This is a genomic window from Rhodococcus sp. NPDC054953 (genome assembly GCF_053609225.1).
In genome coordinates this window covers 61,424-75,323 of sequence record NZ_JBSGXD010000023.1, presented here as the reverse complement: position 1 = coordinate 75,323, position 13,900 = coordinate 61,424, and the positions used below count along the sequence as shown (strand labels likewise).

13 protein-coding genes are annotated in these 13,900 nt (G+C 72.7%); all 13 read right to left on the bottom strand.

What is annotated here, in order from left to right:
• A partial coding sequence (locus tag ACWF62_RS16005) for an RsmB/NOP family class I SAM-dependent RNA methyltransferase (protein ID WP_452630584.1) occupies positions 1-1,298 on the bottom strand: 1,298 nt, incomplete at its 3' end.
• Positions 1,295-2,233, bottom strand: a complete 939-nt coding sequence (gene fmt, locus ACWF62_RS16000; protein ID WP_378506284.1) for a methionyl-tRNA formyltransferase — start codon at positions 2,231-2,233, stop codon at positions 1,295-1,297. The genes fmt and ACWF62_RS16005, both read right to left, overlap by 4 nt.
• Before the next feature lies 1 nt (position 2,234).
• Complete coding sequence (gene def / locus ACWF62_RS15995) at positions 2,235-2,753, bottom strand: peptide deformylase (protein WP_378506283.1); 519 nt, start codon at positions 2,751-2,753, stop codon at positions 2,235-2,237.
• 252 nt (positions 2,754-3,005) lie between these two features.
• Positions 3,006-4,046, bottom strand: coding sequence for an esterase/lipase family protein (locus tag ACWF62_RS15990; RefSeq protein ID WP_378506282.1), 1,041 nt, complete (start codon positions 4,044-4,046; stop codon positions 3,006-3,008).
• An 89-nt stretch (positions 4,047-4,135) separates the two neighbouring features.
• Positions 4,136-4,798 carry a PadR family transcriptional regulator gene (locus ACWF62_RS15985; RefSeq protein ID WP_378506281.1) on the bottom strand — a complete coding sequence of 221 codons (663 nt, stop codon included), beginning with the start codon at positions 4,796-4,798 and terminating at the stop codon, positions 4,136-4,138.
• Positions 4,799-5,131: 333 nt separating this feature from the next.
• Positions 5,132-6,832, bottom strand: coding sequence for an alpha/beta hydrolase (locus ACWF62_RS15980; protein ID WP_378506280.1), 1,701 nt, complete (start codon positions 6,830-6,832; stop codon positions 5,132-5,134).
• A gap of 40 nt (positions 6,833-6,872) precedes the next feature.
• Positions 6,873-8,837, bottom strand: coding sequence for a primosomal protein N' (locus tag ACWF62_RS15975; RefSeq protein ID WP_378506404.1), 1,965 nt, complete (start codon positions 8,835-8,837; stop codon positions 6,873-6,875).
• 122 nt (positions 8,838-8,959) lie between these two features.
• Positions 8,960-10,174: a methionine adenosyltransferase gene (gene metK, locus ACWF62_RS15970; protein ID WP_378506279.1), complete on the bottom strand. Its 1,215-nt coding sequence runs from the start codon at positions 10,172-10,174 to the stop codon at positions 8,960-8,962.
• A gap of 64 nt (positions 10,175-10,238) precedes the next feature.
• Positions 10,239-11,540, bottom strand: coding sequence for a bifunctional phosphopantothenoylcysteine decarboxylase/phosphopantothenate--cysteine ligase CoaBC (gene coaBC, locus ACWF62_RS15965; RefSeq protein WP_378506278.1), 1,302 nt, complete (start codon positions 11,538-11,540; stop codon positions 10,239-10,241).
• 34 nt (positions 11,541-11,574) lie between these two features.
• Entirely contained in the window at positions 11,575-11,868 is a 294-nt protein-coding gene (gene rpoZ, locus ACWF62_RS15960) for a DNA-directed RNA polymerase subunit omega (protein WP_378506277.1), read from the bottom strand.
• A 60-nt stretch (positions 11,869-11,928) separates the two neighbouring features.
• Positions 11,929-12,477: a guanylate kinase gene (gmk, locus tag ACWF62_RS15955; RefSeq protein WP_378506276.1), complete on the bottom strand. Its 549-nt coding sequence runs from the start codon at positions 12,475-12,477 to the stop codon at positions 11,929-11,931.
• 65 nt (positions 12,478-12,542) lie between these two features.
• A complete protein-coding gene (gene mihF, locus ACWF62_RS15950) occupies positions 12,543-12,863 on the bottom strand; it encodes an integration host factor, actinobacterial type (protein ID WP_378506275.1) in 321 nt (106 codons plus the stop codon).
• Positions 12,864-13,017: 154 nt separating this feature from the next.
• Positions 13,018-13,875, bottom strand: a complete 858-nt coding sequence (pyrF, locus tag ACWF62_RS15945) for an orotidine-5'-phosphate decarboxylase (RefSeq protein ID WP_452630583.1) — start codon at positions 13,873-13,875, stop codon at positions 13,018-13,020.
• Between the last annotated feature and the right edge of the window lie 25 nt (positions 13,876-13,900).

The following is a 13,900-nucleotide window of genomic DNA, read 5'->3' as shown; positions in this document are numbered from 1 at the left end:
GCCAGATGCGGCGAGCAGGTGGCGTACCCGACCACGCCGCCGGGACGTACCGCGGTGAGCGCCTCGCGCAGCAGCCCGCGCTGGAGCCCGGCGAAGCCGTCCAGGTCCTCGGGGCTGCGGCGCCAGCGGGCCTCGGGCCGGCGGCGCAGCGCGCCGAGGCCGGTGCACGGCGCGTCGACGAGGATCCGGTCGAAGCCCGGCGTCAGGCCGGGGTCGCGGCCGTCGCCGACGTGCACGTCGACCGGCAGTCCCCTGGTGGTCTTGCGGACCAGGTCGGCGCGGTGCTCGGCCGGTTCGACGGCGTCGACGCGGAAGCCCTCGATGTCGGCGAGCGCACCGAGCAGCGCCGCCTTGCCGCCGGGTCCGGCGCACAGGTCCAGCCAGCGACCCCGGTCCTCGCCGACGACCGGCGCCAACGTGAGTGCGCGGGCGACGAGCTGGCTGCCCTCGTCCTGCACGGCGGCCAGACCCTCGCGGACCGGCTCGAGCAGGCCGGGGTCGCCGCCGTCGAGGTGCACCGCGTACGGCGAGTACGGGCCCTGCTCGCCGCCGGTGATCAGCGCCAATTCCTCCGCGGAGATCTCCCCGGGCCGGGCGACCAGATGTACGACGGGGCGGGCGTCGTCGGCGGCGAGGACCGCCTCCACCTCACCGGCGTCGGCGCCGAGCGCGTCGGCGAACGCCTGCGCGATCCACACCGGGTGCGCGTGCCGGAACGCCAGGTGCCCGACCGGGTCCCGCACCGGGTCGGGGCCGAGCTGCTCGACCCACTGTTCCTCGGTCTTCTCCGCCACCCGCCGCAGCACGGCGTTGACGAAACCGGCGCGGCCCTGGCCGAATTCGGTGCGGACCAGGTCGACGGAGGTGTCGACGGCGGCGTGCGAGCCGATCCGGGTGCGCAGCAACTGGTAGGCGCCGAGCCTCAGCACGTCGAGCAGCGGCCCGTCGATCTCGTCGACGGGGCGGCCCGCGCCAGCGGCGATCACCGCATCCAGGAGGCCCTGCGCGCGGCACGCACCGTAGGTCAGCTCGGTGGCCAGTGCGGCGTCGCGGCCGTCGATGCCGCGCTCGCGCAGCAGCGCGGGCAGCACCAGGTTGGCGTAGGCGTCGCGTTCCCGGACGGCGCGCAGCACGTCGCGGGCCGCGAGCCGGGCCGGGTCGATGCCCGCCCCATCGGGCCGCTTCGCCTGCCGGGGCCGGGTGTTGGGTCGCCTGCCGTTCTGATTGCCGCTGCGGCTGGCGCCATCGTTTCGGGGCCCGCCACGGTTGCCGCGGGAGGGACGTCGGGAGTCGGTCACTGTGCACGCACCTCGGGGTCGAGGCGCGCGCCGCGCGCCCAGTCTGCTGCCGCCATGAGCTTCTTTCCTTGGGGCTGAACCTGACTCAGCCGCACCGGCACGGTTCCGGTGCCGAGGTAACAACCGTCCTTGCGGACCAGCACCTGCCCCGGCTCCAGCGGCTCGGGCAGCAGGTCCGCGGCGACCGGCGTCACCGGCGCGACCTTGAGCCGCAGCTCCCCCACCGTCGTCCAGGCGCCGGGTGCCGGGGTGACGGAGCGCACCCGCCGGTCCACGACCGCGGCGGGCAGCGTCCAGTCGATCCGCGCCGAATCGACCGTCACCTTCGGCGCGTGGGACACCCCGTCGACCGGCTGCGGCACCGCGGTCAGCGTGCCGTCCTCGATGCCGTCGAGCACCTGCTCGAGCAGGATCGCGCCGCTGTCGGCGAGCCTGCCGAGCAGGTCTCCCGCGGTGTCGGCGTCGCGGATGCGTTCGGTCATCACCCCGAACACCGGCCCGGTGTCGAGGCCCTCCTCCAGCTGGAAGGCGCTGGCGCCGGTCATGTCGTCGCCCGCGGCGATCGACGCCTGCACCGGCGCCGCACCGCGCCAGGCGGGCAGCAGCGAGAAATGCAGGTTCACCCAACCGTGCTTCGGGACGTCGAGCACCGGCCGCGGCAGCAGCGCGCCGTACGCGACGACGGGCGCACAGTCCGGGGCGAGTTCGGCGAGCCGGGCAAGGAAGTCGGGGTCGGAGGCGCGGGTCGGGGTGAGCACCTCGACTCCGTGCTCGTCGGCGAGCAGCCCGACGGGTGAGCGGGTGACCTTGCGACCGCGGCCTGCGACGGCGTCGGGCCGGGTGATCACGGCGACCACCTCGTGCCGCGGCGAGGCGAGCAGCCGGGCGAGGGACGGGACGGCGGGGTCGGGGGTGCCCGCGAAGACGATGCGCATGTCAGTTGCCCGCCACCGCGATCGCGGCGCCGAACCAGTCGGATTCGCGGATGGTCCGCATCGCCGACTTGCGGTCCTCGGGGTCCATCCGGGTCATGAACATGACCCCGTCGAGGTGATCGGTCTCGTGCTGCACGCAGCGGGCCATGATGTCGCTGCACTCGAACGACACCGGCTCGCCGTGGACGTCGACGCCCGCGACGCGGACGGTCGTCGCGCGTCGGACGTCGCCGCGCACGTCCGGGACGGACAGGCAGCCCTCGCTGCCGATCTGCTCCTCGCCGCCGATCACCTCGTAGGTGGGGTTGACGACGTGCCCGAACATGCCGCCGCAGTCATAGGCGAACACCCGCAGCGACACGCCGATCTGCGGGGCCGCAATCCCGGCACCGCCGCGATCGCGCATCGTGTCGACGAGGTCGGTGACCAGCTGCTCCAGTTCCCCGTCGAAGGCGGTCACCTCGTCCGCTCGGGTCCGGAGGACGGGGTCGCCGAACAGGCGAACGGGCTGGACTGTCACGGGGCTGCTCCCAGGAAGATCGGTGCGGTGTCGTCGTCCAGTCTAGGGATGCGCGCCGTCTCGTTCCGCCCGCCCGGCGCGGCGACACCGCCCCGTGTGCACACACCCGTTCGCGCACGCACCCGGGTACTGCACGCACAACTCCCGTGTGCACGCCGCAAAGGGTGTGTGCACACGGGAATTGGCGGGGGCGGGCAGGGGGCGGCGCACGGGTGCGGGTGCGGCGGGTGGGTGCCGGGGGCAGCGCGACGCTCAGCGGCCGATCATCCCGGCCATCCCGGTCCCGAGCGGCACCGGTGTGCATGTCGGGGCTGGCGCGGTCGGATCGAGCGCCTGCTCGACGAGGCCGAGCGTGTAGGGGTCGTAGGGCATGTTCATGTGGCCGGTCTTGTTCTGCGGGCACCGGTCCTGGATCAGGATGTTGTCCGCGCCGGGGCCGCGGAGCGCGATGTTGGTGTACGGCTGGATCATCTCGTCGTAGCGGGTCCCGATCGTGGTGTACCGCACGCCGGGAACGGTGTCCGACGGCGCGTTCAGCTCGGTCAGGAAGTCCGACCCCTGCGCCTGCTGTTCGACCGCGGTGGTCGTGAACAGGCTCACCACCGCCCTGCCGCCGGGGACCGCGTCCGCGATCGGGACGAGTCCGTAGAAGACGCCGCCGTAACTCGGGGACGCCATCCCGACCCAGCGGTCGACGACGGCGGCCCCGCCGAGCTTGTTGACGAAGTGACGGGTGACGGTCGCGCCCTGGGAGAAACCGACGAGGTCCACCTTCGGCGCGCCGGACGACTCCCGCACCCGGCGCACGAAGTCCGCGACCTGCTCCGCGCTGGCGACCATGTCCTCGGTGCCGAAGTTGCCGGGGTGCTCGGTGCCGACCGAGCCGGTGCCGCCGCTGCCCGCGTCGCCGTCACCGCTGTCGGGGGCTCCGCCGTAGTTGACGGCGAACACGCAGTACCCGGCCACGCGCAGCCGCGGGGCGAGGGCCGCCCAGTCCGAGTAGGCGTTCGAGTCGCTGCCGTGCGCGAGGATTACCGGGTTGGGGTGGGCGGCCGACGGAACGCAGGCGACGTCGTTGGCGCCGGGCGGGGCGCTGCCGGGGTGCGCGTCGGCGTAGTCCGCGGCGGCGGCGTGGGTGCTCTGGGCCGGCCCGGGGAGGGTCGGGGTCTCCGATACCGACCCCGCCGCCGCTGCGCTGCCGAGGTCGGGTGCGGCCGACGCGACACCGGGCCACAGTCCGACGGTTGCCGCGCACGCCGCAGCGGCCACCAACGCACGTCTGTTCATCGTCATCCTCCCGCGAGCACCGAACCGGTCCATCTTCGCCCCTCGCCGCCGGATCGGTCACGAATCGGCCGGATTCGGCGAACCGTCCGGTTCGTCTACTCGTCGGCGCCGGGGGCATCCGCCGGCGATGCGGTGTGATCGTCGGCGAGGATGCGGTAGAGCGCGCGGCGTGCCTCGGTGAGTACCTCTCCCGCCGCCGTCGCCTGTGCGGCCGTTCCCGCGGCGGCGACCTGACGCACCGCGCCGGTCAGCTGGGTGAGCAGGCCGCGCAGTTCCCGCGCCGGTTGGCCGACGGCCGAGCTGATCTCCTCCCAGGGGTTCCCGAGGTCACCGCGATGCTCCTCGAGATACGCTGCGCCCGCCTCGGTGAGCTTGGCGGTCTTGCGACCGGCCACCTTCTCGATCAGGACGAGGCCCTCGTCCTCGAGTTGCGCCAGCGCCGGGTAGATCGACCCGGGACTCGGCTTCCATGCGCCGCCGGAGCGTTCGGCGATCCGCTGGATCAGCTCGTAGCCGTGCACGGGTTCCTCGCCGAGCAGCAGCAGGATCGCCGCGCGGACGTCGCCGCGGCGACCGCGACCACCACGGCCGCGCCCGCGTCCGACGGGGCCACCCGGCTCGCCCAGCGGTCCGCGGCGCCGACCGGGGACGAAGTCGCCCCGCGGCACGAAACGCCCGCGCGGCCCGTAGTCACCCCGCGGCCCGTAATCACCGCGCGGCCCGTAGTCACCGCGGGGGCCGTAGTCGCCCCCCTGCATGAATCCACCTGTGCCGGAGCCGGACTCGCCGGGCCCGAACCCACCGCCAACCGGTTCGCCATGACCACGACGGCCGTCGCGACCGATGCGACCGGGCCTGCGACTCCGCCCCCGGCGATCGAAGTCTCGTTGGAAGTTCTCCATGATGCCTGTCCTCTCATTGGCGGACCGCGGGGCATACATTCGCCTCGACCGCGATCCATCTCGACCCACTCGACGATATATCGACAATAGGTCTACGGCAACCCCCAAGCGACAGAACTCCCGCTTCGACGAAGGGTGCGGGCGATGGCACCCCGGACGGGGCGGACCGGGCGGGGCGGACGGGGCGGGTCAGTCCCCGCTCAGCACCGCCCGCACCCGATCCGTGTCCGCCTGCGACCACCCGTCGGTCGGCAGGATCCGGGCCCACATGTCCACGGCGTCCGCCCCGTAGGCGTGGCCGTGCCCCGCGGGCACGTCGGCCGAGAACACCATGTCCAGGGTGACCTGCCAGAAGGTGACCAGCGGCAACCAGCGGATGTTCGGGTCGACATCCCGGCCGCGGGGCTCGGTGAGCCAGTCCGGCTCGGTGAACAGCAGCGACGGCGACCACCACACGATCGGATCGCTCGCATGCTGCCAGTAGACGGTGCGCCGCGGACCCCATGCGGTGCCGAGATCGAGGTCCTGCGGATCCGACGCGAATCGGACCGCGCGGCCGTCGTCGACGACCGGCAGGATCTCGCGGGAACCTGGGTCGCGGTCGGCGGTCACCTCCCGCCACTGCGGCGTGAAATTCGGGGTCCCCACCCACAGCGCGCCGTCGACCCGGGTCGCCATGTCCTGGTAGCCGGCGAAGGCATTCTGGCCTCCGTAGGCGCCGAGGCTCTCGCCGAAGACGACCAGCTTCGGCCGCGTGTCGACGGGCAGGTCGATCCAGCGCGCGAACACGGCGTTGAACAGCGCCCGCCCGGCGACCTGCGGCGTCTGCCGGTCCGCGATGAAGGCCAACGGACTCGGCAGGAACGAGTACTGCATCGACGCGATCGCGGTGTCGCCGCCCTCGAGGTACTCGAGCGATGACGCAACGTTCTGGTTCACCCAGCCCCGGCCGGTGGTGGTGTTGACGGCGAGGACCTTCCGGTCCCACGCGTGTGTTCGATCGAGTTCGGCGATCACCAGGTCGGCGACCCCGGCCACCGATTCGGCGGATTCCCGGCCCGCGTAGACGCGGATCGGCTCGAGTGCTGGCCTGCCGGTGACCGCGGTGATCGCGGCGGCGTCGGGTCCGCGGCCGACGAAGGTCCGCCCCTCCTGGCCGAGTGTGGACCAGGCCTGGGCCGAGGCGGGCGACCCGCTGCGCTCCGGCGCCACCGGCTGGTCGACGCCTGCCGCGGTGTCGGTGTCCGCACCGGAGAAACTCCAGTTGGCGAACGCGATCAGGCCGTTGTAGAGGGCGCCGTTGACCAGCAGGACACCGAGCACGATTGCTGCGGCCAGCCCGGCAACGTTCGCGGCGGGCCGGGGCACGAACCGGCGCGCGAAGGCACTGCACCGGCGGGTGCCGGAGCGGATGCCCCGCGCCGCCGACAGCAGCACGAACCACACCGCGACCGCGATCACGAACACCAGCAGCACGTTCGCCTGATGGGTCCGCGGGACGGAGACCAGGTCGCGGACGTAGTTTTGCCACACCCCGCCGAGCACGAGCAGTACCGGAACGAGGATCGCGGCCGACGCGGCGAGCAGCCACCAGCCGATCCGGCGGGTCCGCGCCGACCAGGTCGGGGTGACGCCGCACGCCCGCACCAGCCAGGCGGCAAGGCAGCCCAATCCGTACCCGAGCGCGATCGAGATGCCAGTCGCCAGCCCCTGCAGATACCAGGCCCGCGGCAGCAGCGACGGACTCATCGACCAGGTGAAGAACAGCAGGGCCACCGCGAGGCCGACCGGGTGCAGGCGGCGTGCATAGCGGCGCAGCCGGGCGCGCAGGCCACCGGTCGGGGGCGCGGCGGCGTCGGCGGGGTCGTCACGCTCAAGCAGGGCGGTCATGGCTGCACACAGTAGCGGTGCGGCCTCCTTCTGCCTGCGATCAGCCGATGCGCAGCGGGTCGATCTGCACCCGCACCGAGCCCGATTCCCGGCGCGCGCCGCGGGCCGACTGCGCCTGCGCCAGCGCACGCGCCAACGCCCCGCCCGCACCGCGCGGCACCCGCAGCAGCATCCGCTCAACCTCGTCGGGCTCGGGATCATCCCCAGCGAACGGCAACCGCTCGCCCGGCGGCAGCGGGACCGGGCCGAGCAGCTCCACCCCGTCCGGCAACGCGGCCGCCGCGAGCAGCGACTCCACGGCCGCGTGCCCGCCGTCGACCGCGGCCATGTGCACGGTCGGCGGAAAGCGAACCTCGGCCCGCTGTTCCAGCTGGGCCCGCGCCGCGCCGACCGGGTCCCACCGCACCAGCGCCTGCACCACCGGGATGGACGCGTCCGCGACGACCACGACCCTCCCGCCGTCGGACGCGGACCGCACCAGCGCACCGGCGGTCATCCACCTCCGCAGGGTCTCCTCCTCGGCCCGCAGGTCCGCGCGGCCGAGCAGCGCCCACCCGTCGAGCAGCAGCGCCGCACCGTAGCCCCCCGGCATCACCGGCTCGGCGCCGACAGTCGAGACCACCAGGGCGGCACCGGGTTTCACGCTCGTCAGCACCTCACCCCCACCGGAGGTGCGGACCGGAACACCCGGGAACGCCCGGCCCAGTTCCTCCGCGGTCCGGCCCGCACCGACGACCACCGCCCGCAGCTGCCGGGATCCGCACGCCCCGCACCGGTGGGTGGCGTCGGCGACGCCGCACCACCGGCAGCCGGGGGTGCCCGCACCGTCCGGGCCTGCCGCGGCGGGCAGCGCCAGCGGGCCGTTGCAGTGCCGGCATCGGGCAGGGGCGCGACACTTCCCGCAGGCCAGCGACGGCACGTAGCCGCGGCGCGGAACCTGCACCAGCACACCGGAATCCGCTGCCAAGGCGTCCCTGGCCGCGGCGAAGGCGATCGCGGGCAGGCGCGCCGCCCGCGCGCCGGGGTCACGTTCGAGGGCATGGTCACTGTCGGCGAGCGCGACCACGTGCGGGGCGCGGGCCCGGACGACGGCGCGGTCGGCGACGAGGTCGTTGGCCCACCCGGAGTCGACGAGGGCCTGCGCCTCCACGGTCCGCGAGTGCGCGCCGACCACCACGGCGCAGCCGGCGGAGTGCGCGCGCAGCAGCGCCACCTCGCGCGCGTGCGGGTACGGGGCGCGGGGTTCGGAGTGCAGATCGTCTCCGTCATCCCAGATCACGATCAGGCCGAGGTCGGGCACCGGCGCGAACACCGCGCTGCGGGTGCCCACCACCACCCGGCCGGTGCCCCGCAACGCCGCCAGCCACCGGCGGTACCGCACTGCTGGCCCGAGACCGGCGGCGAGGGGCACCACCGGACCGTCACCGAGCACGTCGACGCACGCCGTCGCGACCCGGTCCAGGTCCTTCTGGTCGGGCACAACGAGCACCACCGACCGGCCCGCCCTGGCGACGACGGCGGCGAGTTCGGCGAGCCTGCGCGGCCAGTTCTCCCCCGGCGTCGCCTGCCAGACCGCCCGCGGACCCCGCCGCGCCGCCAGCGCGGCGAGGAAGCTCTCCCCGTGCCGGTACACCGCCCACGGCGCCGTGTGCACCGGCCCCTCGGGCAGCGGCGCCCGCTCCGGGACCGGTTCGCCCTCGACCCGCGCGTGCCGCGGCGGCACCGCCAGCCGCAGCACGTCCGGGCGGGTCCCCGCGTAGCGGGCGGCGACCGCGTCGACGAGCCGCCCGATCTCCGGGGTGAGCACCGGTTCGGCCGACACCACCCGGTCCAGCCACCCCAGCTTCCCCGGATGCTCGCTGGCCGCGATCCGGTCAAGGAGGAAGCCGTCCACCAGGCGGCCCGCGAAGCGGACCCGGACCCGGACACCCGGCCGGGCCTGCTCGTCCAGTTCGATCGGGATCAGGTAGTCGAACACCCGGTCCAGGTGCGGCAGCGGCAGCATCGGCAGCACCCGCGCGACCGGCAGCGTCGTGGCCGGTTCGCGCTCCGCGGTCACCCGTCCCACCGGCACGAACGACGCGAGCCGCCCACCGACAGCGGTGGGCGGCTCGGATCAGCAGTCATCTACAGACCGGCGGCCGCGCGCAGCTTCTCGGCGCGGTCGGTGTGCTCCCACGGCAGGTCGACGTCGGTGCGGCCGAAGTGGCCGTACGCCGCGGTCTGCGCGTAGATCGGGCGCAGCAGGTCCAGGTCGCGGATGATCGCGCCGGGCCGCAGGTCGAAGATCTCCGAGATCGCGGACTGGATGCGGGCCGGGTCGGTCTTCTCGGTGCCGAAGGTCTCGACGAACAGCCCGACCGGGGCCGCCTTGCCGATCGCGTACGCGACCTGCACCTCGATCCGGTCCGCGAGGCCCGCCGCGACCGCGTTCTTCGCGACCCAGCGCATCGCGTACGCGGCGGAGCGGTCGACCTTCGACGGGTCCTTGCCGGAGAACGCGCCGCCACCGTGGCGGGCCATGCCGCCGTAGGTGTCGACGATGATCTTGCGGCCGGTCAGGCCCGCGTCACCCATCGGGCCGCCGAGGACGAACTTGCCGGTCGGGTTGACCAGCAGGCGGACCTCGGAGGTGTCCAGGGACGGCACGTCGATCTCGGCGAGCACCGACCCGAGCACCTTCTCGCGGATGTCCGGGGTGAGCAGGTTGTCGAGGTCGATGTCGGCGGCGTGCTGGGTGGACACGACGACCGTGTCAAGCCGGACCGCCCGGTCGCCGTCGTACTCGATGGTGACCTGGGTCTTGCCGTCCGGCCGCAGGTACGGGAGGACACCGGTCTTGCGGACCTCGGTCAGCCTGCGCGAGAGCCGGTGCGCGAGCGCGATCGGCAGCGGCATCAGTTCGGGGGTGTCGGTGCAGGCGTAGCCGAACATCAGGCCCTGGTCGCCCGCGCCCTGACGGTCGATGTCGTCGTCGGAGCTGCCCTCGACACGGGCCTCGTGCGAGTGGTCGACGCCCTGCGCGATCTCCGGCGACTGCGCGCCGATCGCGATGTTCACACCGCAGGAGTTGCCGTCGAATCCCTTGGCGGACGAGTCGTACCCGATCTCGAGCACCTTGTCGCGCACGATCTTCGGGATGTCGGCGTACGCGGAGGTGGTGACCTCGCCCGCGACGTGCACCTGCCCGGTCGTGACCAGCGTCTCGACGGCGACGCGGCTGCGCGGATCCTGGGCAAGCAGTGCGTCGAGGACGGAGTCGCTGATCGCGTCACAGATCTTGTCCGGATGACCCTCGGTCACGGACTCACTGGTGAATAGCCGACTTCCGGACTTGCTCACAGATCTCCCTCTCACCAACTGACAAATGGTCGTCAAAATACTGACACGTGTTCCGCCCCCGACCCTACTGCCTGGTGGGCAGCAGCGCCGCCACCGCGTCGAGGACCCGGCTGGCCATCAGCGCCTTCGACCCGTGCGCGAGCGCGCGCTCGGCGCCGTCGGCGGCGAGCAGCCACCCGTCGTTGCTGTCCACCTCGAAGGCCTTCCCGTCCCCGACCGCGTTCACGACGAGCAGGTCACAGCCCTTGCGGGCCAGCTTGGACCGGGCGTGATCGAGGACGTCGCCGTTGGCGTCACCGGTCTCCGCCGCGAACCCGACGATCCGGGTCGTCGCTGGCACCGCACCGTCCCGGCGGGCCTGCACCAGCCCGGCGAGGATGTCGTCGTTGCGGGTCAGGCCGATGGTGTCGGGTTCGTCGGCGCCCTTCTTGATCTTCGCGGTCGCGACGGTCGCGGGCCGGAAATCGGCGACCGCCGCGGCCATCACCACCGCGTCCGCGGTGGGCGCGACACCGTCGGCGGCGCCGACCCCGGCAGCCCTGTCGACGGCGACCTTCATCTCCTGCGCGGTCTTCACCCGGATCACGTCGACCGCGGCGGGGTCGGCCAGGTCGGCGGTGTACCCGGCGATCAGCGTCACCCGCGCGCCGCGCTGGGCGGCGAGCCGCGCGATCGCGTAGCCCTGCTTGCCGGAACTGCGGTTGCCGAGGAAGCGGACCGGGTCGAGGGGCTCGCGGGTGCCGCCCGCGGACACCACGATCCGCCGTCCCTCAAGGTCGCGCGGCAGCCCGTCCGGCCGCTCCAGCAGCAGGTTCGCGAGCGCGACGATCTCGTCGGGGTCGGGCAGCCTGCCCGCGCCGGTGTCCTTGCCGGTGAGCCGCCCGGAGGCCGGTTCGATCACCACGGTCCCGCGGGACCGGAGGGTGGCGACGTTGTCGACGGTCGCGGGGTGCTCCCACATCTCGGTGTGCATCGCCGGGGCGAACACCACCGGGCAGCGGGCGGTGAGCAGGGTCCCGGTGAGCAGGTCGTCGGCGCGGCCGTGCGCGGCGCGGGCCATCAGGTCCGCGGTGGCGGGCGCGATGACCACCAGGTCGGCCTCCTGACCGAGTCGCACGTGCGGCACCTGCGGCACGTCGTCGAACACCCCGGTGTCGACCCGGTTCCCGGACAGGGCCTCGAAGGTGGCGCGGCCGACGAACTCGAGCGCCGACTCGGTCGGGACCACCCGAACGTGATGGCCTGCCTCGGTGAAGCTGCGGATGATCGAACAGGCCTTGTATGCGGCGATACCGCCGCCCACCCCGACGACGATGCGTCGTGGTGAACCGGCGGTATCGGAATGCGAATCCGTCACGGACGTCACAGTATCCGTTCGGCGACGCCAGGACGGGAGCGGGTCACTCGCCTTCGGTGTGCTCGAGCAGGTCGGAGTGGATCTCGCGCATCGCGATGGACAGCGGCTTCTCCTGCAGACCCGGCTCGACCAGCGGGCCGACGTACTCGAGGATGCCGTCGCCGAGCTGGTTGTAGTAGTCGTTGATCTGTCGGGCCCGCTTGGCCGCGTAGATCACCAGGGCGTACTTCGAGGAGGTGCGCTCGAGCAGCTCGTCGATCGGCGGGTTGGTGATGCCGAGCGGGGTGTCGTAGGCCGGGATGCCGTGGCGGTCGGTCGCGACGGTGGTTGCGCTCACTGGGTCTCCTGTGGTGCGGATTCGGTGGTGCGAAGAAGGTTGAGATCAGCGGAATCGGTGTTACTGCGTGGTACCGACCAACAAGGATACCAACTCCTCGCACGCACGGTCGACGTCGTGGTTGACGATGACTTCGTCGAACTCGTCCTTGGCGTCGAGTTCGACGCGCGCGGTCTCAAGCCGTCGGGCGATCTTCTCCTCGGATTCGGTCCCGCGGCCGGTCAGCCGCGCGACCAGTTCCTCCCAGCTCGGCGGCGCCATGAACACCAGCACCGCCTCGGGCATCGCGGCCCGGACGGCGCGGGCACCGGCAAGGTCGACCTCGACGAGCACCGGATGTCCGGCCGCCAGCGCGGCCTGCACGGGCGCGGCGGGAGTGCCGGACCGTTGCAGTCCGCCATGGATCTCGGCCCATTCGAGCAGTTCGCCCGCGGCGATCATCCGCTCGAACTCGGCCGCGGTGACGAACCGGTAGTCGCGTCCGTCCACCTCGCCGGGGCGGGGGTCTCTTGTCGTTGCAGACACGCTGAAAACCAGGTCGGGAAGCCGGTCGTGCAGCTTGCGCACGACACTCGACTTGCCGACGGCGGAGGGGCCGGCCAGTACCACCAACCGGCCCCTCCGCACTGCGTTCTCGCGGTCTGACACGTTGTGTGCGTCAGCCACCTGTGAACTCAGGCCTCGAAATCGAACCTGGTCAGCAGGGCCTTGCGCTGACGATCGCCGAGGCCACGCAGGCGGCGGGTCGGGGCGATCTCCAGCTCGGTCATGATCTCCTGCGCCTTGACCTTGCCCACCTTGGGCAGGGCCTCGAGCAGGGCCGAGACCTTCATCTTGCCGAGGATCTCGTCGTCTTCGGCATCCTTGAGGACCTGCTTGAGGTCGGTGCCGCCGCGCTTGAGGCGCTCCTTGAGCTCAGCCCGGGCCTTACGGGCGGCAGCTGCCTTCTCCAAAGCAGCAGCACGCTGCTCGTCGGTCAACTGGGGAAGGGCCACGGTTCCTCCGTCTCGTCGTGTGCAGTGTCAAACAGCTCCCGGGTGGCCCGGGGGTGTTCGCAACCCCCGGATAACCAGGGGCGATAGCGACCGTACTCACGCTCGGCGCCGATTGCTAACCCACCCCCGAAACTGCGGGGGCAAATCGGGTGGGCTATGCGAGGGCGGTCTCGACCTCGTCACGAACCCGCAGTGCGGCGTCCCGCAGCGCGGCTACCGACGGACCACACCGAAGCACGTCCCGAGACGTGTTGGGCAACAACAACTCTCGCGACCCTTCGAAAATCTCTGCGAGATCCGTCACGGTCGCGCCCTGAGCGCCGAGCCCGGGCGCCAGGATCGGACCGGTGAACGCCGACAGGTCCAGACCATGATCGCGCGTCGCGCCGATGACCAGGCCCATCGTGTCCCGGCCGTCCCTGTTGTGCGCCACCGCTGCGTCCACCATCGACTGCGCCACCGACGGCCCGGACCCGGCGGAACCGTCGTCACCGGCGGTCCTGGCCCCCTGCAACCCGCCACCCTCCGGATTGGAGGTGCGGGCCAACGCGAACAGGCCCCGCCCGGTCGCCGTCGCCAGCGTCACCGCAGGCTCAAGCGCCCCGAACCCCAGGTAGGGCGAGACGGTGAGCGCATCCGACGCCAGCGGGGCGCCCTCCCCGAGCCAGGCCTGCGCGTACGCCGACATCGTCGAGCCGATGTCGCCGCGTTTGGCGTCGGCGACGACCAGCGTGCCGGACTCCCGCAGTGCCGCGATCGTCCGTTCGAGGACCGCGTACCCGGCGGTGCCGTACGCCTCGAAGAACGCCACCTGCGGCTTGACCAGGGCCACCTCACCCGCGAACGCCGTGGTGCACACCTCGGCGAACCGCGCGAGCCCGTCCGCGGTCTCCGGCAGACCCCAGGCCCGCAGCAGCGGCGGGTGCGGGTCGATGCCAACGCACAGCCGCCCCCGGGTTCGGGGCACAGTTCTGGGGCGGGGGGACCAACCCTCGGTGTTTCTGGGGCCCATGGGCCTCGTTGTTCTTCTCGCAACA